Annotated in this window: 25 protein-coding genes; 16 read left to right on the top strand and 9 right to left on the bottom strand. The window is 73.6% G+C overall.

Translation table 11 applies throughout. From position 1 onward, the window contains the following. Positions 1–2: 2 nt before the first annotated feature. Positions 3–848: a LysR family transcriptional regulator gene (locus amrb99_RS03960; protein WP_190852351.1), complete on the bottom strand. Its 846-nt coding sequence runs from the start codon at positions 846–848 to the stop codon at positions 3–5. Between the two features lie 124 nt (positions 849–972). On the opposite strand from amrb99_RS03960, the gene amrb99_RS03955 reads away from it, so the two are divergent. The 3 genes from amrb99_RS03955 (at position 973) to amrb99_RS03945 (ending at position 3,015) form a co-directional block, all read left to right on the top strand. Then, positions 973–1,698, top strand: a complete 726-nt coding sequence (locus amrb99_RS03955) for an SDR family oxidoreductase (RefSeq protein WP_190852348.1) — start codon at positions 973–975, stop codon at positions 1,696–1,698. A gap of 88 nt (positions 1,699–1,786) precedes the next feature. Beyond that, positions 1,787–2,416, top strand: coding sequence for an ATP-dependent Clp protease proteolytic subunit (locus tag amrb99_RS03950; protein ID WP_190852346.1), 630 nt, complete (start codon positions 1,787–1,789; stop codon positions 2,414–2,416). Then, positions 2,413–3,015, top strand: coding sequence for an ATP-dependent Clp protease proteolytic subunit (locus amrb99_RS03945; protein ID WP_190852344.1), 603 nt, complete (start codon positions 2,413–2,415; stop codon positions 3,013–3,015). The genes amrb99_RS03950 and amrb99_RS03945 overlap by 4 nt, the downstream gene beginning before the upstream one ends. Positions 3,016–3,078: 63 nt before the next feature. Here the strand turns inward: amrb99_RS03945 and amrb99_RS03940 are convergent, their stop codons facing one another. Both amrb99_RS03940 and amrb99_RS03935 read right to left on the bottom strand, forming a co-directional pair. Beyond that, positions 3,079–3,444: a helix-turn-helix transcriptional regulator gene (locus tag amrb99_RS03940; RefSeq protein ID WP_190852341.1), complete on the bottom strand. Its 366-nt coding sequence runs from the start codon at positions 3,442–3,444 to the stop codon at positions 3,079–3,081. A gap of 76 nt (positions 3,445–3,520) precedes the next feature. Then, on the bottom strand, positions 3,521–3,994 hold the full coding sequence (locus amrb99_RS03935) for a hypothetical protein (RefSeq protein WP_190852339.1): 474 nt from the start codon (positions 3,992–3,994) through the stop codon (positions 3,521–3,523). Positions 3,995–4,021: 27 nt separating this feature from the next. Between amrb99_RS03935 and amrb99_RS03930 the strand changes: the two genes are divergently transcribed. Then, the gene (locus tag amrb99_RS03930) at positions 4,022–4,240 is read left to right on the top strand and encodes a cytochrome P450 (protein ID WP_206699781.1); all 219 of its coding nucleotides are present in this window, start codon (positions 4,022–4,024) and stop codon (positions 4,238–4,240) included. Between the two features lie 3 nt (positions 4,241–4,243). On the opposite strand, the gene amrb99_RS03925 is transcribed toward amrb99_RS03930, so the two are convergent. Further along, positions 4,244–5,656 (bottom strand): glutamate decarboxylase, encoded by a 1,413-nt coding sequence (locus tag amrb99_RS03925; protein ID WP_190852337.1) that lies wholly within the window; start codon positions 5,654–5,656, stop codon positions 4,244–4,246. 145 nt (positions 5,657–5,801) lie between these two features. Beyond that, the gene (locus amrb99_RS03920) at positions 5,802–6,467 is read right to left on the bottom strand and encodes a TetR family transcriptional regulator (RefSeq protein WP_190852335.1); all 666 of its coding nucleotides are present in this window, start codon (positions 6,465–6,467) and stop codon (positions 5,802–5,804) included. Between the two features lie 156 nt (positions 6,468–6,623). Between amrb99_RS03920 and amrb99_RS03915 the strand changes: the two genes are divergently transcribed. Together amrb99_RS03915 and amrb99_RS03910 are read left to right on the top strand one after the other, a co-directional pair. Beyond that, positions 6,624–8,246 (top strand): MFS transporter, encoded by a 1,623-nt coding sequence (locus tag amrb99_RS03915; RefSeq protein WP_190852333.1) that lies wholly within the window; start codon positions 6,624–6,626, stop codon positions 8,244–8,246. A 287-nt stretch (positions 8,247–8,533) separates the two neighbouring features. Continuing rightward, a complete protein-coding gene (locus amrb99_RS03910) occupies positions 8,534–9,253 on the top strand; it encodes a rhomboid-like protein (RefSeq protein ID WP_190852331.1) in 720 nt (239 codons plus the stop codon). A gap of 53 nt (positions 9,254–9,306) precedes the next feature. On the opposite strand, the gene amrb99_RS03905 is transcribed toward amrb99_RS03910, so the two are convergent. Beyond that, on the bottom strand, positions 9,307–10,566 hold the full coding sequence (locus tag amrb99_RS03905) for an RNA polymerase sigma factor (protein ID WP_190852329.1): 1,260 nt from the start codon (positions 10,564–10,566) through the stop codon (positions 9,307–9,309). Between the two features lie 264 nt (positions 10,567–10,830). Between amrb99_RS03905 and egtA the strand changes: the two genes are divergently transcribed. The 4 genes from egtA to egtD are packed head-to-tail and all read left to right on the top strand — an operon-like array spanning position 10,831 to position 15,207. After that, positions 10,831–12,102, top strand: a complete 1,272-nt coding sequence (egtA, locus tag amrb99_RS03900; protein WP_190852327.1) for an ergothioneine biosynthesis glutamate--cysteine ligase EgtA — start codon at positions 10,831–10,833, stop codon at positions 12,100–12,102. Continuing rightward, positions 12,090–13,490 (top strand): ergothioneine biosynthesis protein EgtB, encoded by a 1,401-nt coding sequence (gene egtB, locus amrb99_RS03895; RefSeq protein ID WP_190852325.1) that lies wholly within the window; start codon positions 12,090–12,092, stop codon positions 13,488–13,490. Before egtA ends, egtB begins: the two co-directional genes overlap by 13 nt. Beyond that, positions 13,491–14,225: an ergothioneine biosynthesis protein EgtC gene (egtC, locus tag amrb99_RS03890; protein WP_190852323.1), complete on the top strand. Its 735-nt coding sequence runs from the start codon at positions 13,491–13,493 to the stop codon at positions 14,223–14,225. A 25-nt stretch (positions 14,226–14,250) separates the two neighbouring features. After that, complete coding sequence (gene egtD / locus amrb99_RS03885) at positions 14,251–15,207, top strand: L-histidine N(alpha)-methyltransferase (protein WP_190852321.1); 957 nt, start codon at positions 14,251–14,253, stop codon at positions 15,205–15,207. Between the two features lie 76 nt (positions 15,208–15,283). Here egtD and amrb99_RS03880 read toward each other — a convergent pair whose 3' ends face one another. Then, positions 15,284–16,048, bottom strand: a complete 765-nt coding sequence (locus amrb99_RS03880; RefSeq protein ID WP_190852318.1) for an SGNH/GDSL hydrolase family protein — start codon at positions 16,046–16,048, stop codon at positions 15,284–15,286. A 211-nt stretch (positions 16,049–16,259) separates the two neighbouring features. On the opposite strand from amrb99_RS03880, the gene amrb99_RS03875 reads away from it, so the two are divergent. Together amrb99_RS03875 and amrb99_RS03870 are read left to right on the top strand one after the other, a co-directional pair. Continuing rightward, positions 16,260–17,417: an acyltransferase gene (locus amrb99_RS03875; RefSeq protein ID WP_190852316.1), complete on the top strand. Its 1,158-nt coding sequence runs from the start codon at positions 16,260–16,262 to the stop codon at positions 17,415–17,417. Positions 17,418–17,574: 157 nt separating this feature from the next. Beyond that, the gene (locus tag amrb99_RS03870; RefSeq protein WP_190852314.1) at positions 17,575–18,651 is read left to right on the top strand and encodes a hypothetical protein; all 1,077 of its coding nucleotides are present in this window, start codon (positions 17,575–17,577) and stop codon (positions 18,649–18,651) included. 283 nt (positions 18,652–18,934) lie between these two features. Here amrb99_RS03870 and amrb99_RS03865 read toward each other — a convergent pair whose 3' ends face one another. Beyond that, positions 18,935–19,462: a cysteine dioxygenase family protein gene (locus amrb99_RS03865; RefSeq protein WP_190852312.1), complete on the bottom strand. Its 528-nt coding sequence runs from the start codon at positions 19,460–19,462 to the stop codon at positions 18,935–18,937. A 192-nt stretch (positions 19,463–19,654) separates the two neighbouring features. Between amrb99_RS03865 and amrb99_RS03860 the strand changes: the two genes are divergently transcribed. Then, positions 19,655–20,626 (top strand): LacI family DNA-binding transcriptional regulator, encoded by a 972-nt coding sequence (locus tag amrb99_RS03860; protein WP_347256518.1) that lies wholly within the window; start codon positions 19,655–19,657, stop codon positions 20,624–20,626. Between the two features lie 184 nt (positions 20,627–20,810). On the opposite strand, the gene amrb99_RS03855 is transcribed toward amrb99_RS03860, so the two are convergent. Continuing rightward, positions 20,811–22,274 carry an aromatic amino acid lyase gene (locus amrb99_RS03855; protein WP_190852307.1) on the bottom strand — a complete coding sequence of 488 codons (1,464 nt, stop codon included), beginning with the start codon at positions 22,272–22,274 and terminating at the stop codon, positions 20,811–20,813. Positions 22,275–22,433: 159 nt separating this feature from the next. Here amrb99_RS03855 and amrb99_RS03850 point away from each other — a divergent pair, with 159 nt between their 5' ends. The 3 genes from amrb99_RS03850 to amrb99_RS03840 are packed head-to-tail and all read left to right on the top strand — an operon-like array spanning position 22,434 to position 24,930. After that, positions 22,434–23,600: an ATP-binding cassette domain-containing protein gene (locus amrb99_RS03850; RefSeq protein ID WP_190852304.1), complete on the top strand. Its 1,167-nt coding sequence runs from the start codon at positions 22,434–22,436 to the stop codon at positions 23,598–23,600. Continuing rightward, positions 23,600–24,247: an ABC transporter permease gene (locus amrb99_RS03845; RefSeq protein ID WP_190852295.1), complete on the top strand. Its 648-nt coding sequence runs from the start codon at positions 23,600–23,602 to the stop codon at positions 24,245–24,247. Before amrb99_RS03850 ends, amrb99_RS03845 begins: the two co-directional genes overlap by 1 nt. Beyond that, positions 24,244–24,930 carry an ABC transporter permease gene (locus tag amrb99_RS03840; protein WP_190852293.1) on the top strand — a complete coding sequence of 229 codons (687 nt, stop codon included), beginning with the start codon at positions 24,244–24,246 and terminating at the stop codon, positions 24,928–24,930. Before amrb99_RS03845 ends, amrb99_RS03840 begins: the two co-directional genes overlap by 4 nt. Positions 24,931–24,956: the final 26 nt, after the last annotated feature.

Raw genomic sequence — 24,956 nt, 5'->3', positions numbered from 1 at the left:
CGCTAGAGGCGGGTCGCGACGTCCACCAGGCCGGCGAGGGCCAGGGACCGGCTGTGCGGCGGCCACGCGATCAGCGTCGTCACCTGGGGTGCGTCCAGCACCGGGACGGCGGCGAGGCGCTCGCCCAGCTGGGCCCGGCACGACTCCGGCAGCACCGCCGACGCCCGGCCGAGCGCGATGAGCTGCAGCAGCTGCGCGTGGTCGCGGACCCGCAGGCCCGGGCCGTCCGGGTAGGTGCCGTCCGGGCGCGGCCAGCGCGGCAGCGGCAGGCCGGGCAGCGCGGCGACGTCCGCGATCCGCAGGTGGGGCCGGGTCGTGAGGGGGTGCCCGGCCGGCAGGATCGCGACCTGCCCCTCGGTGAGCAGTTCCTCGGTGTCGAGCCCGGTCGTCGAGTCGAACGGCGTGTGCAGCAGCGCCACGTCGGCGCGCCCGTCGCGCAGCATCTGCTCCTGCTCGCCGGGCCTGCACAGGACGACGTCCACCTCGGCGGCGCCGGGTTCGGCGGCGTACGCGTCGAGCAGCTTCGCCAGCAGCTCGCCGGACGCCCCGGCCTTGGTGACGAGGACCAGCGGGGGCGGCCCGGCCGCGGCGGCGGCGCGGCGGGTGCGGCGGTCGGCGGCCTCGATCGCGTCGAGGGCCGCCCGGCCCTCGCGCAGCAGCACCGCCCCGGCCCCGGTCAGCGCGATGGTGCGGTTGGTGCGGTCCAGCAGCGTCGCCCCGAGCCGCCGTTCGAGCCGCTGGATCGCCCGCGACAGCGGCGGCTGCGCGATCCCGAGCCGCTCGGCGGCCCGCCCGAAGTGAAGCTCCTCCGCGACGGCGACGAAGTACCGCAGCTCCCGCGTCTCCATGCCGCCACGGTACCCGCCGGGACGGCCCCGGCCGCGCCCTGACCTCGGTGCGATACCGCGGGGGTATCGCACCCCACCCAGACGGTGTTGGAAGCCGCGCCCGTCCAGCGGTCAGGATCGTGGCATGAGCGAAACGAAGACCGCGCTGGTCACCGGCGCGAACAAGGGGATCGGGTACGAGATCGCGGCCGGCCTGGGCGCGCTCGGCTGGAGCGTCGGCGTCGGCTCCCGGGACGCGGAGCGCGGGGAGGCCGCCGTCGCGAAGCTGCGCGCCGCGGGCGTCGACGCGTTCGGCGTGCCGATCGACGTGACCGACGACGCGAGCGTCACCGCCGCCGCCGAACTGCTCGGGGAGCGCGACGGCGGCCTCGACGTGCTCGTCAACAACGCCGCGATCACCGGCGGGATGCCGCAGGAGCCCACGAAGGTGGACCCCGCGACCGTGCGGACGGTCGTGGAGACCAACGTGCTCGGCGTCATCCGTGTCACCAACGCGATGCTGCCGCTGCTGCGCCGCTCGCCGTCCCCCCGGATCGTGAACATGTCCAGCACCGTCGGGTCCCTCGCCCGGCAGACCGCCCCCGGCGCCCAGACGGGCCCGATCTCCGCCGCCTACGCGACGTCGAAGACGTTCCTCAACGCCGTCACCATCCAGTACGCCAAGGAGCTGGCCGACACGAACATCCTCATCAACGCCGGCTGCCCGGGCTTCTGCGCGACCGACCTCAACGGGTTCCGCGGCGTCCGCACCCCGGAGCAGGGCGCGGCCATCGCGATCCACCTCGCGACGCTCCCCGACGGCGGCCCCACCGGCACCTTCCGCGACGACGACGGCCCCGTCCCCTGGTAGCCCGACGCCGGGGGCGCGCTGCTGTGAGCAGATCCGCCGTGGGCAGCGCGGGCTGTGACCGGTGCCCGCGTTGCCGCAGGGTGAAGGCATGAGCGAGGAACACACAGCCCCTTTGTTCAACGAACGCGTGCGGCGCGAGCTGTACGCGCAGCGCGTCCTCGTGCTGGACGGCGGGCTCGACGACGACAACGGCACGCTGCTGGCGACGCAACTGATCACCCTGGCGGGGGAGGACCCTTCGGCCGACATCGCGCTGTGGATCCATTCCCCCGGCGGCTCGGTGCCGTCGATGCTCGCGATCCGCGACGTCATGCGGCTCATCCCGTGCGACGTCGCCACGGTGGTGCTCGGCATCGCCTACAGCGCCGGGCAGTTCCTGCTGTCGGCCGGGACGCCCGGAAAGCGCCGCGCGCTGCCGCACGCCCGGGTGCTGATGCACCAGGGGTCCGCCGGCATCGGCGGCGCCGCCGTCGACATCGAGCTGCAGGCCAACGACCTGCGCCACACCCGCGACACCGTGCTCGGGCTCATCGCCGAGGACACCGGCCAGCCCATCGAGCGGGTCTTCGAGGACTCGCTGCACGACCGCTGGTACACGGCGCAGGAGGCGCTGGAGTACGGGTTCATCGACGCGATCGTCGGCGACTACGACGAGCTCGTGCCGCCCCGGCGCCGTCCCGTCGGGCTCGGCGCCCCGTCCGGGAAGGCGGGCCGATGAGCACCTACACGATCCCGAACGTCATCGCGCGGGACTCGCGCGGTGAACGGATCATGGACGTCTACTCGCACCTGCTCACCGAGCGGATCATCTACCTCGGCACCGCCATCGACGCCGGGGTCGCGAACGCGCTCGTGGCGCAGCTCCTTCACCTGGAGGCGGACGACCCGGAAGCCGACATCCAGCTCTACATCAACTGCGAAGGAGGCGACCCGAGCGCGATGCTCGCGGTGTACGACACGCTCCGCTACATCCGCGCGCAGGTCGCGACGACGTGCGTGGGGCAGGCCGTCGCGGTCGGCGCGGTGCTCCTCGCGGCGGGCGCTCCCGGCAAGCGCGCCGCGCTGCCGCACACCCGCGTCGTCCTGCACCAGCCGATGGGGCAGGGGCGCGGCGCGATCCCGGACCTCATCCTCCAGGCGGACGAGGTCGTCCGCGTCCGCGCGGACATCGAGCAGATCCTCTCCCGGCACACCGGGCAGAAGACCGCGACGCTGCGCGCCGACACCGACCGGGACCGCGTGTTCACCGCTCAGGCGGCGCGGGAGTACGGCCTCATCGACCACGTGATCGAGGAGCGCCAGCCGAACCCCCTGTAGGGCCGTGCGGCCCCGGGGCCACACGGTCCCGGGGCCGTGCCGTCCGAGGCTGCGCCGTCCGGGTCAGGCGGCCAGGGCGTAGGCGGCCTGGCAGGTCGGCCCGGTCGGCGCGCTCGCGGGCGGCGCGGTCAGCAGGCTCGTCGCGACCGCCAGCGTGAGGTCGGCGAGCGTCACGTCCAGGGCGCCGGCGACCGCGGCGATCATCTCGCTCGACGGCTCCTTGACGCCGCGCTCCATCTCGGAGAGGTACTGCGGGGACACTCCGGCGCGGCGCGCGGTCTCCGTGAGGATCTCGCCGCGCTCGAGGCGCAGGCTCCGCAGGCACCGGCCGAGCGCGTCGCGCCACAGCGGCTCGGCCGGCCCGCGCGTCGCGGCCGGCCCGTCCGGCGTCTCGTCGGCGGGCATCAGCGGTCGGGTGATCTCGGCCATGCGCCCAAAATAACCCGGCCGCGCCGCCGCGAACCACACGTTCCGCCCACCGCAGAACGCGCCGCCCGCCCCGCCTTCAGGCTTCCACGGTCACGTCGAGCACCGTGTCGTCGCGGTCGAGGCGGACGGCGGGCCAGTAGCCGTCCAGGAAGTGCCTGCCGCAGGAGTCGGTGAAGTGCAGCACGATCTCGCCTCCGTCCTCGACGGCGATCGTGTTCAGGGAGAGGTCGTCGCGGGCGTCGGCGAGGTCGTCCGCGGTCGGCGTGCCCTTGGTGAAGGCGCGGGCGATCGCCTCGATGGCACGCCGTTCCAGGACGGCCAGGTTCTCGGCCATTCCGTACAGGCGGGGCAGCAGGCTCCGCGCCTCCTGCGGATCGGTCGTGTCGAGCATCAGCACGATTTCGCGTCCGTCCGGATCGCGCATGCTCCCGCAGAACGAGTGGTGGAGGACGCTGCCGTCGGAAAGGGGCTGCGCGTCGCTCGTGAAAACGCCGAGCCGCTCGTCGGTGATCGCCTGATCGGGGGAGCCGGAAGTGGCCGCGTCGGTCATCGGATCATCCAACCCCATGGGCAGCCGGTGCCGGGCGCGCGGCCTGCGGCTTCGGCGGCGGGCGCCTTCGGGCACGGCCTGCACGGGTGCCTGGGCGCGTCGCTCGCCCGGATGGAGCTCCAGGTCGCGCTGTCCGCGCTCGTCACGCGCCTTCCCGGGCTGCGCCTCGCGGTGCCGGCCGGCGAGGTGCCGTGGCACGCCGACCGGTTCGTGCGGCGGCCGAAGGAGCTGCTCGTCGCCTGGTGAGGGTCAGTGGCGGCCCGGGGTGGTGGGGTGCTTGGTCTCGGCGCCGTGGGCGAAGCCGCCGGCGTCGTCCGCGGTGCGGACCGGGGACGGCTGGGCCGACAGCCGGGGCAGGACGCGGCGCAGGTCGTCCAGCAGCAGGTCGGCGAGGTCGTGGCTGAAGCCGTTGCGGACGACGACGCGCAGCACGGCGAGGTCCTCGCGGTTCTTCGGGAACGTGTAGGCGGGGACGAGCCAGCCGTGCTCGCGCAGCGCCGCGGAGACGTCGAAGACGTTGAAGCCCGCGCCGTCGCGGGCGCGGAACGCGAACACCGGGATGGCGGAGCCGTCGGTGATCAGCTCGAACGGGCCGATCTTGGCGATCTCGGCGGCGAGCCTCGTCGCGACGTCGCGGCAGGTCTGCTGGACGCGGCGGTAGCCCTCGAACCCGAGCCGCAGGAAGTTGTAGTACTGCGCGACGACCTGGGCGCCGGGGCGGGAGAAGTTCAGCGCGAAGGTCGGCATGTCGCCGCCCAGGTAGTTGACGTGGAAGACGAGGTCGTCCGGCAGGGCGCCGCCGTCGCGCCACAGCGCCCAGCCGACGCCCGGCATGACCAGGCCGTACTTGTGCCCGGACGTGTTGATCGATGCGACGCGGGGGAGCCGGAAGTCCCACGGCAGGTCCGGGTCGAGGAACGGGGCGATCATCCCTCCGGACGCGCCGTCCACGTGGACGGGGACGTCGAGGCCGGTGCGCTCCTGGAGGTCGTCGAGCGCGGCGCAGATGTCGGCGACGGGCTCGTAGCTGCCGTCGAAGGTGGAGCCGAGGACGGCGACGACGCCGATGGTGTTCTCGTCGCACAGCGCGACGGCCTCCGGGGCGCCGAGGTGGTAGCGGTCGCCCTCCATCGGCACGTAGCGGGGCTCGACCTCGAAGTAGTCGGCGAACTTCTCCCAGCAGATCTGGACGTTGACGCCCATCACGATGTTGGGCCGGCCCGGCAGGCCCTTGCGCTGCCAGCGGCGCTTCAGGGCGAGGCCGCCGAGCATCGCCGCCTCGCTGGACCCGGTCGTGGAGCAGCCGACGGCGTGCCGCGGGTCGGGAGCGTTCCAGAGCCGGGCGAGCATGTGCACGCAGCGCATCTCGAGCTCCGCGGTCCGCGGGTACTCGTCCTTGTCGATCATGTTCTTCTCGGCGCACTCGGCCATCAGCCGCAGGGCCTCCGGCTCGGCCCATGTGGAGACGAACGTGGCGAGGTTCAGCCGGGCGTTGCCGTCCAGCATCAGCTCGTCGTGGACGATCTGGTAGGCGGTGCCGGGCTCCATCTCGCCGCGCGGCAGCGCGTACCGGGGCACCTCCACGGGCTCCCGGCTGAAGATCGGGTTGACCTGCAGGTCCCGCGCGCCGCGGCCGTCGTGCCGGGGATGCTTCAGCGCCATGGTCGCGTCCTCTCCGGGCCGTCGCCGGGCCGTCCTCAGGCCGTCGCCGGCCGTCCTCGGAGAGGCGGTACCCCGCCCGCCCCGGGACCACACCGGGGCGGGACGCGGGCGGAGCGGGCGCGGGCTGGGAGCGGAGGCCCCGCGCCTAGGAGTTGAGGCCCTGCTCGAGGATGGCGAACGCCTGGTCGACGGTCTCCGACAGCGAGCCGAAGGCGCCCTCGTGCCGGCGGGCGACGTCGGAGGCGGCCTGGAACCCGCAGGTGGCGGAGGCCGCGATCACGTGCGGGCGCAGGTCGGTGGCGGGATCGGTGCCCATCCGCTCGGCGATGATCTCGGTGAGCAGCTGCTGCTTCTTCTGCGCGTGCTCCAGACTGCCCGCCATCAGGGTCGGGCTGTCGCTCATCATGCCGAGCAGGCACTGGAAGCGGTCGGGGTCGAAGCCCAGCTCGCCGCGCTCGCAGGCGCGGGCGATCTCCACCACGGTGCGGCGGAGCGCGGTCATGATCGGCTCGTCCGGGGGGCGCTCGGCCAGCGCCGCCATCACGGCGCGGGTCTGCTCCTCCTGGAAGGTGAGCGCGACGTCCTCTTTCGAGGCGAAGTAGCGGAAGAACGTGCGGGACGAGACGTCCACGGCGTCGGCGATCTCCTCGACGGTGGTCGCGTCGAACCCCTTCTCGGCGAAGAGGGTGAACGCGGCGTCGACGAGCGCCTCACGGGTGCGCTGCTTCTTGCGTTCGCGCCGGCCCGGGGGCTGGGAACCGGGGCCCGCGGGCGTGCTGCCCTGGCGGGTCTCGGGGGCGGTCGCGGTCATGTGCGAAGTGTAACGACGCGCGGACCCGACGCCAAGTGACGGTGAACGAAGATTGTCGTGATCTGAATCATGTCCTTTAATGACGCGAGTCATTTGACGACAAGTGTCAGCTCATGACAGTTTAGGATCCTCAACGTCGCTACGGAGGCTCCGCCCATGTCCCAGTTCCGAGGCGCCGAGGTGCTCGACCCCGGCGCGTCCCGCCCGTCCCGGCCGCGCGACCAGGCGCGCGGGCGACCCGCCCGCCGCGGCCACGGGCATCCCTGGCTCACCCTCGTCGCCGTCGCCCTCGGCGTGATGATGGTCGGCCTGGACGCCACCGTCGTCTCCATCGCCAACCCGGCGATCGCCAAGGACCTCGGCGCGTCCCTGTCCGGCCTCCAGTGGGTGACCAACGCCTACCTGCTGGCCCTCGCCGTCACGCTGATCCCGGCCGGCAAGATCGCCGACCGGTTCGGCCGCAAGCGGACGTTCCTCGCCGGCGTCATCGGGTTCGCGGTCGCCTCGCTCGCCATCGGGCTGTCCGGCGGGCTCGGCATGGTGATCTTCTGGCGGGTCGTGCAGGGCTTCGCGGGGGCGCTCCTGCAGCCCGCCAGCCTCGCCATCCTGCGCAACACCTTCCCCGCCGAGCGGCTCAACGCCGCCATCGGCATCTGGGGCTCCACCGTCGGCATCTCCATCGCGGGCGGCCCGATCGTCGCCGGCCTGCTGGTCGAGAACGTCAACTGGGAGTCGGTGTTCTTCCTCAACGCGCCGCTCGGCCTGGTCGCGCTGCTCGTCGGCCTCTGGGTAATCCGCGAGTCCAGGGACGAGGAGGCCGCCGGCTCGTTCGACCTGCCCGGCGTCGCGCTGCTCACCGGTGCGCTGTTCGCGCTGGTCTGGGGCCTCATCAAGGCAGGCGAGCACGGGTTCGGGCACGCCACTCCGCTGGTGTCGTTCGCCGCGTCCGCCGTGCTGTTCGCCGCGTTCGTGTGGAACGAGCTGCGCGTCGAGCGCCCGCTGCTGCCGCTGTCGCTGTTCCGCTCGGTGTCGCTCTCGGCGGCGACCGGACTGATCGTCCTCGGCTTCTTCGGGATGTTCGGGACGATCTTCTTCATCACCCTCTACCTGCAGCAGGTGCACGGGATGAGCCCGGTCGAGGCGGGCGTGCGGATGCTGCCGATGACCGGGATCTTCATCGTCGCCTCGCCGATCGCGGGCGCGCTCACCAGCCGGTTCGGGCCGCGGCTGCCCCTCGCCCTCGGCATGGCGTTCACCGCGACCGCGCTGTTCGGCCTGTCCCGCGTCGGCGCGGACGCCCCGTACGTGCAGCTGTGGCCGTGGTTCGTGCTGGTCGGCCTGGCGTTCGGGATGGTCATCGTCGCCGGCACCGAGGCCATCGTCGGCAACGCCCCGGCGCACCTCGCCGGCGTCGCCGGCGGCCTCCAGCAGACCGCGTCGCAGCTCGGCGGCGTCCTCGGCACCTCCGTGCTCGGCGTGCTGCTGTCCACGAAGGTCGGGGACGTGCTCGTCGGGCGGCTCACCGAGTCCGGCGTTCCCGGCGCCGCCGCGCAGAAGCTGTCGGGTACCGGCGGGCTGGTCGCCCAGGGCGTCGCGCCCGTCCCGCCCGGCACGCCGGAGCCCGCGGCGAAGGCCATCACCACCGGCAGCCACCTGGCGTTCATGGACGGCTTCCAGACCTCGCTGACGGTCGCCGGCGCGGTCGCCGTCGTCGCGGTGCTCGCGGCGCTGCTCGTCCGCCGCGGCACCAGCCCCGTGGACGGCGCCGCCGCCGTCTGACGCCCGCCCATGACCCGCGGTGCGCCGTCCCACCCGCCGCCCAGGGACGGCGCACCGCGCCGCCGCACCGACCCCCGCCGCCGACCCCCGCCGACGCCGCCGTGAGGTCTCGACGGCGAACCCCACCGCCGGACCCGGCATCGAACCCGGAGTCCGGCGCGTCCGTACCCGTGGGCAGGCGCGTCCGTACCCGTGGGCAGGGAGGCACCTTGGAGAAGCCGTCGTTTTCCTGTGAGTATCGGGGGTATCGGGGCCCCGACACATCTGGAGCACCTAGGCTTGCCGGGATGATGGGCGGTTTCATCAAGCGGTACCCGATGCCGCTGACGTTCGTGGGCCTGTTCGCGGCGATCTGGCTGGTGCAGGTCGTCCTGCTGCCGCCGGCGGCCCAGCGCGCCGTCGTGGCGTGGGCCAGCACCAACCTGGCGAACCTCGCGGTCGACCCGGTCGGCACGATGGTCGCCTCGGCGTTCGTCGCCGAGGGGTCGCAGGCCGCGCTGCTGGTCGTCGCGGTGCTCGGGCTGTTCCCCGTCGTGCGGCGGTTCGGCAACGCGCGCGCGATCGTGCTGGTCGCGGTCTCGCACGTCACCGGCACGCTGATCAGCCAGGGCATCGCGTTCGTGCGGCTGGAGGCCGGCCTGCTGTCGGACTCCATCCGGACGATCTCCGACGTCGGCCCGTCCTACGTGCTGTGCGCGGCGCTCGTCGCCGCGATCCTGTACGGGCACGGCCGGATCCGCCGGCTGCTCGCCTTCGCCGCCTGGGTCTCGCTCCTGCCCTTCCTGTTCGAGGGCCTGTTCTCGCTGGAGGTCGCCGCCGTCGGGCACCTCGTCGCCATGATCAGCGGCGCGCTGGTCGGCGGCGTGCTGCTGCTCCGCGAACGGGGCCGGGCGACCGGCGCGACGCCCGTGGCCGACGCCATCGAGGCGGCCGAGGCCAGGGCCGCGCACGCCGTGCAGGAGGTCCAGGACTCCCTCAAGCCAGGCCCCGCTCCCTCCGAAGCCTGACGCGCCCGTCCGAAGCCCGATGCCGGGGCCTCAGCGGCCCCGAGCGGTCCGGGTCAGCCTTGGCCGGGCTCGGGCGTGGGGTTGGACGTGGGGCTGGGGCCCGGCGTGCCGCTCGCGGGCGGGTCGGACGGGGTGTCCGGCGGCGTCGTCGGGTCGGTCGAGCCGCCGTCCGGCGGGGTCGCGGGGTCGGAGCCGCCGGTGTCCGGCGGAGTGGTCGGCGTGCCCGAGTCGGGCGGCGTCGTAGGCGACGTGCCGCCGGGCTTGCTCGGGGTGCCGCTCCCGGGATTGTCGCTGTCCGAGGGCGAGGAGCCCACGGGCGTCTTGGCGGGAGCGCCCGTGGTCGACGGCGCGCCCGGGGTGCCGGGCGCGGCGCCCTGGCCGGGCGTGCCGGCGGGCTGCGGCTGCCCGTCGAACGCGCTGGTCACCGGGTTCCCGGACGGGCCGGCGCCGCCGGTCGAGCGCTCGGATCCGGTGAGGCCGGGCGGCGGGCTGTCGGTGACCTTGGTCGTCTTCGCCGACGCGGGATCGGTGCGCCCGCTGCCGGCCGTCGGGACGAGCGAGGCGGCGCCGCCGCCCTTGGCGGTGGGCCAGGAGACCAGCAGGCCGATGACGGCGGCCGCGGACGCGGCGACGCCCGCGGCCGCGCCGAGGCCCTTGGACCACACGCCGCGCTTCTGCCGCGGCCTGCGGTCGGCGTCGCCGATGACGACGAGCGGGCTCGGGGCGGCGACGCTCGGCAGCGGCCGGTCGGCCTCCGCCTCGCACGCGGCGAGGACCTGGTCGCGCAGCCAGCCGGGCGCCTGCGCCGGCGCGCGCTTGGCGAGCAGCTGCGGCAGCCTCCCCTTCTCGAACGCGGAGATCAGCTCGAGCCGCGGCCCGGCCGTGCCCCGCATCAGCGTGTCGAGGACGGCGCGCTCCAGCCGGGACCGGGCCGCGTTCAGCAGCTGGCCGGCGGTGTCGGGCGCGAGGCCGAGGACGCGGGCGATGTCGCGGATCTCCAGCCACTCGCCGGCCCACAGCAGCAGGACCTCGCGGTGGTCGGCGCGCAGGGAGCCCGCGGCGCGCAGCAGCGGGTCGGGGTCGGCGAACGGCAGCCCGCCGGGCGCCGTGCCGAAGGCGCCGCGCTCGGCGCACGCGGTGCGGGACAGGGAGTAGAGCCAGAGCACGCTGTCGCCCCGCGGCGGCTGGTGCACCGCCGCGGCGAAGGTGTCGCCGACCGCCGCCGCCGCGAGCTGGTCGCCGACGAGCGACCAGCAGTACGCGTACAGGCGGGCGGCGTGCGCGTCGTAGAGCGAGCCCAGGTCGCCGCGCATGTGACCTCCCGGTCGTCTCCGCTGCTGGTACCGGGCTACACAAATGTGTGCAAACCGGTCGGTAGCGGGACTCTAGCGCCTCGGGTCAACCGGTGAGAAGCCGGGGAGTGAACATCATGTCGAATAGCCACGGAAAGTAATCGTTTTAACGACAGACGGTCATGTTCACCCAGATTTAAGGAAGTTCCCGAAAATTCGCTGATTCCTGATCCGGTTCAGCAGGGAAGGATTCGAACTCGTTATCGAACTTTTTCCGGAGGTCGCGTGCCACGGCTCACCGAGGACGGCGTCTACCAGCACATATACGGCGTCTGCTTCAAGACCGGCCCGCCCGGGACGGTCGGCGCGGAGACGGAGTGGTTCGTCGTCGACGCCGCCGACCGGGCGGCCCACGTGCCCGCGCGGCGGGTGCGGATGCTCGTCGACGAGGCCGGTCCGCCGCCCGGCGGAAGCGCGGTCACCTACGAGCCCGGCGGGCAGCTGGAACTGAGCTCCGCGCCGTTCCGCGGCGTTTCCGAACTGCATTCCGCGCTCGCCGGGGACATCGCGCACGTGCGGGACGCGCTCGCGCCGGCGGGGCTGGACCTCGTCGGCCACGGCGTCGACCCCGTCCGGCTGCCCCGCTTCCAGGCCGAGCACCCCCGCTACGGGTGCATGCGCGACTACTTCAGCGCGGGCGGGTTCGCCGACGCGGGGCTCGCGATGATGTGCTCGACCGCGTCCGTCCAGGTCTGCCTGGACATCGGCGCCGACCGCGCGGACGCCGCCCGCCGCTGGCGGCTCACGCACGCGCTCGGCCCCCTGCTGATCGCCGCGTTCGCCAACTCGCCGCTGAAGGCGGGCCGCCGCACCGGGCTGCGCTCGTCCCGGCAGGCCATCTGGACCGAGCTGGACCCCTGCCGCACCCTGCCGGTGCTGCGCGACGGCGCGGACGGCGACCCCGCCGAGGCGTGGACGCGGTACGCGCTGGACGCGCGGGTCATGCTGGTCAAGACGGCGTCCGGGGAGTGGGTGTCCGACCCCGGCATGTCGTTCAAGGAATGGCTGGACAAGGGCGAGCCGGGGCAGCAGGACCTCGACTACCACCTGTCCACGCTGTTCCCGCCGGTCCGGCCGCGCGGCTGGCTGGAACTGCGGATGATCGACGCGCTGCCCGCCCGGTACTGGCCGGTGCCCGTCGCCGTCGCGGCCGCCCTGCTGGACGACCCGGCCGCGTCCCGCGCCGCCGAGGAGGCCGCCGAGCCGGTGGCGGGGCTGTGGGCGGAGGCGGCCCGCCTGGGGCTCGCCGACGCGTCGCTGGCCGCCGCCGCGCGCACCTGCTTCACGGCGGCGCTCGACGCGCTGCCGAGGATGGGCGCCGCCGGGCTCGTCCCGCTGGTGGAGGAGTACGCGCACCGCTACGTCGAGCGCGGCCGCACCCCCGCCGACGACGACCCCGCCTTCGCCCCCGCCTCCGCGGCCTCCGGCGACGGCGCCCACGACCACCACGACGCTCCCACCACGACGTCCGAGGAGGACCCGACATGGCCCCGCTGAGCTCCCCGGGCTCCACCGCCGAGCACGACGAGGACGCGCTGAAGGAACTGATCGCCGAGGAGCTCGGCGGGGTGCGCGCCCGCAGCTTCGGCCTGACCACCGACGTCCTCGCCGAGGACGACCTCACCTCGCAGGTGTCGCCGCTGATGTCGCCGCTGGTCTGGGACCTGGCGCACGTCGGCAACTACGAGGAGCTGTGGCTGCTGCGGGCCGCCGCGGGCGCCGAGCCCATGCGCCCGGAGATCGACGGCCTCTACGACGCGTTCGAGCACCCGCGCGCCGAGCGGCCCTCGCTGCCGCTGCTGCCGCCGGACGAGGCGCGCGCCTACATCGGCACGGTGCGCGCCAAGGTGCTGGACGCGCTGGGGTCCGTGCGGTTCGACACGGCGAACCCGCTGACGTCCGGCGGGTTCGTGTACGGGATGGTCGTCCAGCACGAGCACATGCACGACGAGACCATGCTGGCGACGCACCAGCTCCGCAAGGGCGCCCCCGCCCTGCTCGACCCGCTCGCGGAGCCCCTGCAGACGCCCGCCGCCGCGGCCGGGGGAGACGAGGTCCTCATCCCGGCCGGCCCGTTCGAGATGGGCACCTCGGACGACCCGTGGGCGTACGACAACGAGCGGCCGGGCCACATGGTCGACCTGCCCGCGTACTACATCGACGTGGAGCCGGTCACCAACGCCGCCTACCTCGCCTTCATCGAGGCGGGCGGCTACGACGACCCGCGCTGGTGGACCCCGGCCGGCTGGGAGTGGCGCAACGGCAGCGGCAAGCGCGCCCCCGCGTTCTGGACGAGGGAAGGAGGGCAGTGGCTGCGGCGCCGGTTCGGGCGCACCGAGCCCGTCCCGCCGCGCGAACCCGTCCAGCACGTGTGCTGGTACGAGGCGGACGCCTACGCGCGGTGGGCCGGCAAGCGCCTCCCAACGGAGGCCGAGTGGGAGAAGGCCGCGCGCTGGGACCCGGCCGTACAGCGGTCACGGAAGTACCCCTGGGGCGAGGTCTACGAGGAGGGCCGCGCCAACCTCGGGCAGCGGCTGCTGCGCCCGTCCGAGGCCGGCTCCTACGCGTCCGGTGCGTCGGCGTACGGGGTCCGGCAGCTCCTCGGCGACGTGTGGGAGTGGACGTCGTCGGATTTCCACGGCTACCCGGGGTTCCGCTCGTTCCCCTACAAGGAGTACTCCGAGGTGTTCTTCGGCCCCGACTACAAGGTCCTGCGCGGCGGCTCGTGGGCGACGCACCCGCTCGCCGTGCGCGGCTCGTTCCGCAACTGGGACTACCCGATCCGGCGGCAGATCTTCTCCGGCTTCCGCTGCGCGCGCTCTGCGGTCGCCGGGGAGCGTGGGGGGTCGTTCCACCATGAGGCGCAGGCCGGGGAGGGGCGCTGAATGTGCCGCCACCTCGGTTACCTCGGCCCCGAGCGGACGCTGCACTCGCTCATCTACGAGGGGGAGCACTCCCTTGAGCACCAGGCGTACGCGCCGCGCATGACGCAGGGGAACCTGCTGAACGCCGACGGGTACGGCGCCGGCTGGTACCAGGACGGCGCCGCCGTCCGGTTCCGGCGGTCCCAGCCGCTCTGGACCGACCAGTCGTTCCGCGAGATCGCGGGCGCCGTCCGCGCGTCCTGCGCCGTCGCGGCGATCCGCTCGGCGACCGTCGGGTTCCCCGTGGACGAGTCGTGCGCCCAGCCGTTCCGCGAGGGGCCCTGGCTGTTCAGCCACAACGGCAAGGTCGAGGGGTTCGCCGGCGTCGAGGCCAAGCTCCGCGAGCTCGCGGGCGACCTCGCCGGCGTCCCGGACGCCCGCGCCCCGCTCGACTCGGCGCCGCTGTTCGCGCTCGCCGTCCGGAACTGGCGCGGCGGCGCGTCCCTCGGCGAGGGCCTCGCCGCCGTCGTCGGGACCGTCACCGGCCTCACCGGCGGCCGCTACAACCTGCTCGCCTCCGACGGGACGGCCCTGGCCGCCACCACCTGGGGCGACTCGCTGTTCGTCCGCGAGGACGCGGACGCGATCCGGATCGCCTCCGAACCGCTGGACGACCGGCCCGGCTGGCGGCCCGTCCCGGACCGCTCGCTCGTCACCGCCGGACCCGGCTCCGGCGTCCGCATCGACCCGCTGTAGACAGACCCGCTGCTAGGAGGACCACGTGGACCGGTTCCTGACCGCCGACGACCTCGCCAAGACGCTCCGACAGGACGTCCGGGAGGGGCTCACCGGCACGCCGAAGACCCTGCCGCCCAAGTGGTTCTACGACGAGCGCGGCAGCGCGCTCTTCGAGGAGATCACCAAGCTGGAGGAGTACTACCCGACCCGCCGCGAGCGCGAGATCCTCACCGCCCGCGCCCCCGAGATCGCCGCGATCACCGGCGCCCGCACCCTGCTGGAGCTGGGCGCCGGGTCGGGGGAGAAGACCCGGCTGCTGCTCGGCGCCCTCGACCGGACGCTGCGCGCCTACGTCCCGGTGGACGTCAGCGGCGACTTCCTGGAGGAGGCCGCCGCCGGGATCGCCGCCGACCATCCGGGCCTCACCGTCCGGACCGTCGTCGCCGACTACGAGCAGCACCTGCACCTGCTGCCCGCCGGGGAGCGCCGGCTGATCGCCTTCCTCGGCGGGACGATCGGCAACATGCCGCCCGCCGACCGCGTCGGGTTCCTCGGCGGGCTGCGCGCCACCATGGACGACGGCGACTTCCTGCTGCTCGGCGCCGACCTCGTCAAGGACCCCGGACGCCTCGTCCGCGCCTACGACGACGCCGCCGGCGTCACCGCCGAGTTCAACAAGAACGTGCTCTCCGTCATCGACCGCGAGCTGGACGCCGACTTCGACCCGGACGCGTTCGAGCACGTCGCCGTCTGGGACGGCGCCGAGGAGTGGATCGAGATGCGGCTGCGCTCCACCCGCGACCAGGACGTCCGCGTCGGCGGCCTCGACCTGGACGTCCGCTTCGCGGCGGGCGAGGAGATGCGCACCGAGATCTCGGCGAAGTTCCGCCGCGAGCGCCTTGCGTCCGAACTGGAGTCCGCCGGGATGGAGCTCGCCGAGTTCTGGACCGACGAGGCGGGCGACTTCTCCCTCAGCCTCGCCCGCCCCGCGCGTCACTGACCCCTCGCGCGCGCCGCGGCGCGCCGTCGTCATGGAGTGCCCGTGACGACGGCACGCCGCGACCCGGCGGTGCGGGTCAGGCGGGGCGGCGGAGCGGGTGGGCGAGGCCCAGGCGCTTGATGTCGGCGGTGAGGCGGGTCGCCACGTAGCGGTGGCCCGCCTCGTCCGGGTGGGTGCCGTCCCGCTTGATGTACTGGGGCGCGTTGCCCCGGTGGGTCAGCCGGTTCCCGGTGATCCACCGCTCCGCCAGCGGGTCGACGAACGGGACCGCCATCTGCGTCGCGAGGGTCCGGAGCGCGTTGCGGACGGCCAGCTCGTTGGGCGGCGGCGTGTCGTTGCCCCACAGCGGCCCCATCAGCACGACGTGCGTGCCGGGCCAGCGCTGCCTGGCCCGTTCGAGCAGCGTCCGCGCGGCCGCCGCGACGCGCGGCGGCTGGACCCGCCAGTCGTTGTGCCCGCCCGAGACGATCAGCAGGTCGGGCGCGGGCCGCCAGCCGAGCTGGCTCTCGAACAGCTGCAGGAACGACTGCCCGGCGACCGTCTTCACGAAGCCGGTGCCGGCGCGGCCCGCCACGATGACCTGCCAGCCCATCAGCCGCCCGGTCGCCGACGCGTACGTCGTCTCCGGCAGTACGCCGCGGTCCCCGACCGTGTAGCTGTCGCCGAGGAAGAACACCACCGACGACCGCGGGGCCGCCTTCTTCTGGGCCGGGCCGTCCGCCCGGGCCGTCCGGGGGCCGGGCCCTCCGGTGCCGCCGCACCCGGCCAGCAGGGGCAGGCCGAGCAGGCCCAGGCACAGCAGGAGGGTCGCCGCGCCGCGTCGGGCGCGGCGAGATGTCATGGAGGACCACCAAAAGTCGGGTGCGAATGCACCGGTATCTTACTGACCCCCTCCCGCCCCACGCGCCCGTCGCGCGAAACCCGGGGCCCGTCCCGGACGGCCCTGGAGCCCCCTGGAGCCCGGCGCGGGCCATCCCCGGCTACACCCGCCGTTCACCGGGTTCTCACGCCGCGTCCCGCGCCGCGCAACCCGTCCCCGAGAGGGTTCCGCGGTGACCCCCCGACGCCCGCGGCTCCGCGAACTCGACCTGCTCCGCTTCCTGGCGGCCATCGCCGTCGTGCTGTACCACTTCACCGGGTTCGGCGGCGCGGGGCCGTGGCCGGAGCACGCCCGCGAGGTGTTCCCCGCGCTGGGCGCGGTCACCCGGTACGGCTACCTCGGCGTCGACCTGTTCTTCGTCATCAGCGGCTTCGTGATCCTGATGAGCGCGTGGGGGCGCTCTCCGGGCGAGTTCGGCGTCTCCCGGCTGGTGCGGCTGATGCCCGCGTACTGGGCGAGCGTGCTGCTCGGCGCGGTCGTGTACGCCGTCTTCCGGGAGGGGCACGGCGTCCCCGGGCTCGTCGTGCCGAACCTGACGATGCTCCAGGGCGGGCTCGGCGTCGAGAACGTCGACGCCGTCTACTGGACGCTCTGGGTCGAGATGCACTTCTACGTGCTGGCGGCCGTGCTCGCCGGGATCGGCATCACCTACCGGTCGTGCCTGGTCTTCATGGCGGCGTGGATGTTCGGCGGCGTCTTCGCCGACGAGGCCGGCAACAAGTTCCTCCAGATCATGCTGGTGCCGACCTGGAGCCCGTACTTCATCGCCGGCATGGCGCTGTACATGATCCACCGGTTCGGGCCGACGCTGCTGCTGTGGGGATACGTCGCCGTGTCCTACCTGCTGGCACTGCACTGGGGCGGCTGGCGGGCGGACGGCGCGTTCAAGGGCTCCGCCCACCTGCCCGTCGCGGCCGCCGTCACCGGCATCTTCCTGGTGATGATCCTCGTCGCGACGGGCCGGCTGAGTTGGGTGCGGTGGCGCGGCCTGACCGTCCTCGGGGCGCTGACATACCCGCTCTACCTCGTCCATTCGCAGCTCGCGCTGCCGCTGCTGGACGCGCTGTACCCGGGGCTGAACCGCTGGGCCGCGCTCGCCGCCGTCATCGCGGCGTCCCTGGCGCTCACCTACGCGGTGCATCGCCTGGTGGAGAAGCCCGGCGCGAAGTGGATGCGGGCACGGCTGCTGGCGTCGCTTGAGCCGATGCGGTCCGCGAAGCCCCGTCCTGCCGGGGACGCCCCCGCCGGCGGTGTGTCCGCAGGAGACGCCGTCGGCGACGTGCCCGCCCCGCGCGCCCCCGAAGCGGCGCCGGAACTCGCCGCCCGCTGACCGCCCCGCCCCCGGCGGCCTATGTTTGTCGGTCATGGCCATAGGGGTGGACGCCGCAGCGGTGGTTTCGACGGCGGTGAGCCTTGCCCTCGTACCGCGCCTTGTGCGGAGCGGTAATGGCGGCGGGGGAGGCGGACGCGTCTGGGCCCGTCCGGAAGTGTTCCTCGCTCTGGTCGTGGCCCTCGTCTACGTCAACCAGGTGCTCTTCACCGTGTACATCCTGCGCGTCCACGGCGGGGACACGTCGTTCATAGCGCGGTACGTGCCGGAGGGCTGGTTCGCACTGGCGGACGGGCCGTCCATGCGCTCGTTCGCCGCGCACTTCCCTGCACCAGAGCTCCTGGCGCCATGCCTGCTGCGCGTACCGGGATTCCTTGAGCTGCCGTTCGGGCTGCTCTCCTACGTGACGGTGCTGCGATGGTTGGATCGCGGGCTCTACAGGCGCGTCGCCACGTCATGGATGGTGTGGGCCGCGTCCCTCTCCTACACGTTCGCCTTCTGCGTCGTGGAGTGGGTCCTGCACACGCCTTACACCGTGGACGACATCATCATCCGCGCGTGCACGGGCCTGGTGACGCCCTTGCTCATCCGGTGGCTCGCCCGGCAGGACACCGACGCGCCCACGGTCTCGTCGTTCCCCCAGATGCTCCTGTTCGCCGTCTCGGTATGGGCACTGGGCCAACTGGTCCTGACCGTCTACGACACGGCGCTCCTCTACAACCTCGGGCATCTCGGTGGACGCCTACCAGGCGCGATCGTCACGGCGGTGATCCTCGTGGCCGCCCGTTGGTGGGCCGCCCGCACACCCCAAGGCGGTGAACCGGGGCTCGCGTCGGCCTCCATCGGCACCGGGCTGCGCTGGGCGCTCGCCCTCTTCTTCATCCCGGCACTGGCCGTCCGCTACGGCGTGAACTTCGGGACGCCGCTCATCGCGGGCATCGCGGGCCTCCTCATCTGCGCCGCGGGCGCCGTGCACGCCCTCCGGGAAGGACTCGCCGGCGCCGGACCGCGCCGGACGATCCTCTGGGCCGCCCAGATCGCCGCCGCGCTGCTCACCGGGGGAGCGGCCGGCGCCGCGGCCGTCCTGCTGGTGACCGACACCTATTACGAGGCCGGTGTGCTCCGCGCCGCCGCGCTCTGCTTCGCCGTGGCCGTCGCGGTCTGCGCGCTCACGGACCGGTTGATTCACCGGCGGTTCGCGGCCCCTCCGAAAACCGCCGCGCCGGAGGTGTGACGTTTTCGGACCGGGGTGCGCTGAGGGAAGTGTGGGTGGCCGCCCGATGTGAGCGGGCATCGGACGGCCACCCTCCTCCGGCGGATCCGTCTCCCCCGGTCGGATCCGCCGGAGGCAGTACTTATGCAAGCCAGGCCCAGGGCGCTCGCCTGGCGGCTCGCCCCTTGACCGTGCTTGGGCGAGCGCGAACTCGCTTCGCGAGCTTCCCGGTGGGGCTCGCCTTCGGCTTCGCCCCACCGGTCAGATAGCGCGCTCGCGTGATACCTCGGGTGGCTGCTCGGTGTCAGGCGGGGGCGTCCTGGGGGCGTAGTTCGTCGGCGTAGCCGACCGGCAGGCGGCGCATCAGGCCGGACTCGTCGATGGAGTACTGACCCATCCGCCACAGCGGCGGCGAGTATGCGTGGATGGAGACGCTGGCGTCGGCCACCCCGGTGAGCCGGTGGATGTGGTCCGGGCCGAAGCAGAACGAGGCGCCCTCGGCGACGACCGTGCTGGCGTGCGCGCCGCCGATCCGCGGGTTGCTCTCCTCGATGGCGCCGCTGACGACGCGCACCGCGCCCGAGGATACGTCGTGGTCGTGCCAGCCCGTGTCATCGTCCGGCGTCCAGCACAGCAGCCACACGTCCACGTGCTCGTCCCGGTAGAGCGAGGCGTAGTGCCGGCGGCCGCCGCCCGGGAACTCGACGTGCCGCCGCCACAGCTCCGGCCGCTCGGCGAGGTCGTCCACCAGGGCGCGCAGCTCGCGCTTGCCGAGGGCGCGGGCGGGCAGGTCCGCGAAGCCGGGGGTGCGGGGCAGGACATCGTGGGACACGGTGCGCTCCTTTCCATGCGGGACGGACGACGCGGTGCGAACAGGGGAGACGGATTCTGAACCGCATCAGTTAACCGTTTCAGTGAAACGGTTCAGCAACCGTCCCGTCAAGTGGGGTCCCCCGTTCTGTCAGCGGGGGCGTCTAGGGTTGGAGGGATGTCGGAGAGGCGCAAACGCGCGACCATCCGTGAAGTGGCCCAGGCGACGGGGCTGTCGCCCGCCGCCGTCTCGTACGCGCTGCGCGGCATCCAGACCTCGGAGGAGACGCAGGAGCGGGTCCGGGCGGCGGCCGAGGAGCTCGGGTACGAGGCGCACCCCATCGCCCGCGCGCTGGCCAGCGGCCGCACCGACCAGGTGGGGCTGCTGTGCGGGTCGCTGGAGGACTACTGGCAGCAGTCCCTCGCCACCGGCATCGGCCGGGCGCTGCTCGCCCGCGACCGCTACGCGCTGATCGTCGACGCCGGCGGCGACCCCGAGCGTGAGCTGGCGCTCGCCCGCCGGCTGCGCGACCAGCGGGTGGACGGGCTGATCGTGCAGCCGCTCGACCCGGCCGCGCCGTTCTGGGCGGAGCTGTCGGAGACGGTCCCGGTGGTGTCGATCGGCGACGCCCTGCACGGCGGGCGGTCGCAGGGCGAGGTCGTGTTCGACAACCGGCGCGGCGTCACGCTCGCCCTGGAGCACCTGCGCGACCTCGGCCACGAGCGCGTCACCGTGTTCACCCCGACCCGCGCGAGCACCCCCGACCGTCCCGCGGACGTGCACGTCAACGCCGAGGCCGAGCGGCTCGGGCTGCGCGTCGACGTGGTGGTGGCACCGCAGTCGCTCGCCGAGGCCACAGAGGTCGCGCTGCGCGTGCTCGGCGGCTCCGACCGGCCGACGGCGGTGTTCTGCTTCGCCGACTCCATCGCCTACGGGGTGTACGCCGCGACCCGCGAGCTGGGCCTCGCCGTCCCCGGCGACATCGCGGTGTGCGGCTACGACGACCATCCGATGTCGGCGCTGCTCACGCCGCCGCTGACGTCCGTCGACTGGGACATCGACGGCATCGTGCACGCGGCCGTCCGGCTGATCGTCGACGTCATCGACGGCAAGCCCCGCAAGCGCCGCGTGGTGCGCGAGCCGTCGCTCCGCGTCCGCACCTCCACCGGCGGCCCCCACCCCTGAGCCCCGCCCCGACGCCCGAACCATCGCGCGAGCGCGTTATCTGACCGGTGGGGCGACGCCGGAGGCGAGCCCCACCGGGAAGCTCGCGAAGCGAGTTCGCGCTCGCCCAAGCACGGCCAAGGGGCGAGCCGCCAGGCGAGCCCCTTGGGCCGGGATTGTGGGAACACAGCCGGGGTTGTGGAAATCAAGGGTGCAGGCGGGCGAGGCGGGGGAGGAGGTCGGCGGCCACGGCGATGTCGGTGTCGAGCGGGCGGTCCTCCACGCGCGGGTCGAGGACGGCCTCGGCCAGGTCGAACGCCGACCGCAGCGGCCCGCCGGACGGGGCGCGCCCCTGCATCCGCAGCGCCCGGACGGCCGCGACCAGCTCGCAGCCGAGGCCGAGCCGGTAGGCGGCGACGGCGTCGGTGGTCGCGCGGGCCGACTGGGTGGAGAAGCCCGCGTGCTCCTCGACGCCGCGCGACAGCACGGCGCTGCCGAGCGCGGCGGGGGTGGCGAGCCGGCGCACGTCGGCGAGGCAGGAGTGCGCGACGTACTCCAGGATCATGATCCCCGAGGACGCCTCGGTGGCGCCCTGGAACGGGTAGAGGCCGGTGAACGACGGCTCGGCGAGCGTGCCGAGCCGCGCGGCGGCCAGGGCCATCGTCTGGAACAGCGCGGCGCGGGCCGTGTCGAGCGCGAGCCCCACGTAGGCGGTGTGGAAGTTGCCGTTGTGCCAGACCGTCCGGCCGGCGACGTCCACCAGCGGGTTCTCCGCCGCGGCGTTGATCTCCCGGGTGACGACCTGCTCGGCGTACCCGGCGGCCTCCAGCGCCGGGCCGTGGACCTGCGGGAACGCCCGGTAGCCGTACGGGTCCTGGATGCGCATGGGGGCGGGCCGGTCGAAGGCGAGCAGGGTGCGCATCGCGTCGGCCGCGTCCCGCTGGCCGGGGTGGGGGCACGCGTCCTGCACGGGCGGCGCGTACGGCTCCTCCGACGCCCGGACGGCGAAGTGCGACAGCGCGGCCACGACCGTCGACGCGCGCAGCATCCGCCGCAGGTCGGCCACCGCGAGGGCCGCCTCCCCGAGCGTCGCGGCGTTGGAGCTGATGAAGGCCAGCGCGTCGGCGGACTGGAGCCGGTAGCCGGGGCCGCGCTCCGGCGCCCCCTCCGGCCCGGCCAGCCAGGACCGCTCGCCGAGCAGGCAGAGCGCGGTCGACGCCAGCGCCGTCAGGTCGCCCGTGCCGATCGCCCCGTACACCGGGACGGGCGGGAGGAGCCCCAGGTTGAGGACGTCCGCCAGCGCTTGGAGCGCTCCAGGTTCGACGCCCGAGCCGCCCGCCGCGATCTGGTTCAGCCGGACGGTCAGCATCGCGCGGACGATCTCCGGCGCGACCAGCGGGCCCGCCCCGGCCGCGTGGCTGCGCAGCAGCCGCAGCCCGTGCGCGTCGGCGTCCTCCCACTCGACGTCCACGACGCGGTTGGCGCCGACGCCGGTCGTCCGCCCGTAGACGGGCTGGGAGGCGGCGACCTCGCGGGCCACCCGCCAGGCCGCGCGGGCCCGCTCCACCCCGTCCGGCGCTATGGCGACCATCACATCCTCGCGGGCCGCGACCACCACCTCAGAGCAGGTGAGCGAGGTCCCGTCGATAACGATTCGGCTGTTCTCCACGGGGCTACGCTACTTTCCCCTAATTTCAGGTAGTTATCCTCAAGAACCGACGTTCCGGACAAGGCGGGACTCTGACGAGACGGTACACATTGGTTACGGTTGGGGAGAAGGCCGAAGTCGATCATCGGCGTTGCGACGCCCAACGAGGACGTGAATCGTTTGATCACCTTTGAGGGCGTGACCAAGCGCTACCCGGACGGCACCGTCGCCCTGGACGACGTGAGCCTGGAATGCCCGACCGGGCGCATCACCGTGTTCGTCGGCACCTCCGGCGGCGGCAAGACCACCGCGCTGCGGACCATCAACCGCATGGTCGAGCCCACCGCCGGGCGCGTGCTCATCGACGGCGGCGACGTCCGCGAGCGCAAGCCCGCCGAGCTGCGGCGCGGCATCGGCTACGTCATCCAGCACGCCGGGCTGTTCCCGCACCGCACCATCGAGGACAACATCGCCACCGTCCCGTACCTGCTGCGCTGGAACAAGAAGAAGGCCCGCGCCGCCGCGCACGAGCTGATGGAGCGGGTCGGCCTCGACCCCTCGATGGCCCGGCGCTACCCGTTCCAGCTGTCCGGCGGGCAGCAGCAGCGCGTCGGCGTCGCCCGCGCCCTCGCCGCCGACCCGCCGATCATGCTGATGGACGAGCCGTTCAGCGCCGTCGACCCCGTCGTCCGCGCCGAGCTGCAGGACGAGTTCCTGCGGCTGCAGGACGAGCTGCACAAGACGATCGTCTTCGTCACCCACGACATCGACGAGGCGATCAAGCTCGGCGACCGCGTGGCGGTGTTCCAGACCGGCGGGAGGCTGGTCCAGGTCGACGCGCCCGAGGACCTCCTCGCCCACCCCGCCGACGACTTCGTCGCCGGGTTCATCGGCCAGAACCGGGGCATCCGCACCCTGTCCTTCGCCGCCACCGGCGGCCTGCCGCTGAGCGAGGAGGCGATCCGCCCGGCGACCGCGGACGCCGCCGACGCCGCCGCCCTGGACTGGGCGCTCGTGGTCGACGGGGACCGGCGCCCGCTCGGCTGGGTGCGCCCCGGCCAGGTCACCGGCCCGCTGGGGGAGGCCCCGCTCGCGCCGCTCGGCGCCACGTTCCGCCCCGGCGAGGACTCCGTGCGGGCCGCGCTCGACGCGGCCGTGCTGTCCCCGGCCGGGCTGGCGGTCGCCGTCGACGGCTCCGGAGCCGTGCTCGGCACCGCGGGCGGCGCCGACCTGCTCGCCGTCCCCACCCACGGCTTCCACGGGGACGACCCCGCCGACCCGGTCCCCGCCGATGACAAGGCCCCCGCCGAGGACCCCGCGCCCGCGAAGGGCGGTGCCGGCGACTGATGGACATCGACTGGGGCTGGATCGGCGACCACACCGGCACGCTCGGCGACCACGCCCTCATCCACGTGCGGCTCGCGCTGCTGCCGGTGCTGTTCGGGCTGCTCATCTCGCTGCCCGCCGGGGTCGCGTGCCGCCGCTGGCGCTGGCTGTACCCGCCGCTGCTGACGGTCTCGAACCTGCTGTACGCGATCCCGTCGCTCGCGCTGTTCATGGTGTTCATCCAGTACACGGGGCTCTCGCAGTCGACGGTGATGATCCCGCTGACGCTCTACAGCCTGTCGGTGCTCATCCCGAACGTCGTGGACGGCCTCGGCTCGGTCTCCGAGCCCGTCCGGCAGGCCGCCACCGCGATGGGCTTCGGGCCGCTGCGCCGGCTGCTGCGCGTCGAGCTGCCGATCGCCGTGCCGATCGTCATCGCCGGCGTCCGGGTCGCCGCGGTGTCGTCCATCAGCCTCGTCGCCATCGGCCAGCTCGTCGGCCAGGGCGGGCTCGGCTACGACATCATCCGCGGCTACCAGCTGCAGTTCCAGACCCAGATCGTCGCCGCGTCCGTGCTGATCGTCGTGCTGGCCCTGGTCACCGACGCGATCCTGGTCACCGTCCAGCGGCTGCTCACCCCCTGGGCCAGAGCGCGAGGGACGTCATGAACAAGCTGTGGAACCAGATCGACCTGTCCTGGAACTGGCTGACCGCGTCCGCGCAGTGGCACGGCGACGACGGCATCCCCCACCGCCTGCTCCAGCACCTGTACTACAGCGGCGTCTCGCTGCTGTGCGCCGCGGTGATCGGGCTCGCGTTCGGCCTGCTCGTCGGGCACACCGGACGCGGCGGGTTCGCCGCCGTCAGCGTCGCGAACATCGCCCGCGCGATCCCGACGTTCGGCCTCGTGCTGTTCATCGTCGTCGTCGACTACAGCATCACCCCGGTGCTGATCGCGCTCGTGGCGCTCGCCGTCCCGCCGATCCTGGTCAACACGTTCGAGGGCATCCGCGGCGTCGACCCCGACGCCAAGGACGCCGCGCGGGGCATGGGCATGACGGGCTGGGGCGTGCTGTGGCGCGCGGAGGTGCCCATGGCGCTGCCGCTGATCCTGCTCGGGCTGCGCACGTCGGCGATCCAGGTGGTCGCCACCGCCACGATCGCCGCCTACCCGGGGTTCGGCGGCCTCGGCCGCTACATCATCGACGGCCTCGCCCGCAACGACTACCAGCTGGTGGTGGGAGGGACGGTGCTGGTGGTGCTGCTCGCGCTGATCGTCCAGCTGGTCTTCGCGGCGCTGCGCCGCCTCGTCGTCTCGCCGGGCCTGCTCGGCTCCGCCCGTTCCTCCTGACCCTTTTTTCAACAGAAGGAAAACCC

Source organism: Actinomadura sp. RB99, from assembly GCF_014706005.1.
GTDB lineage: Bacteria > Actinomycetota > Actinomycetes > Streptosporangiales > Streptosporangiaceae > Spirillospora.
The sequence above is the reverse complement of the archived record's forward strand: the minus strand, read 5'-3'. Positions and strand labels throughout refer to the sequence as shown.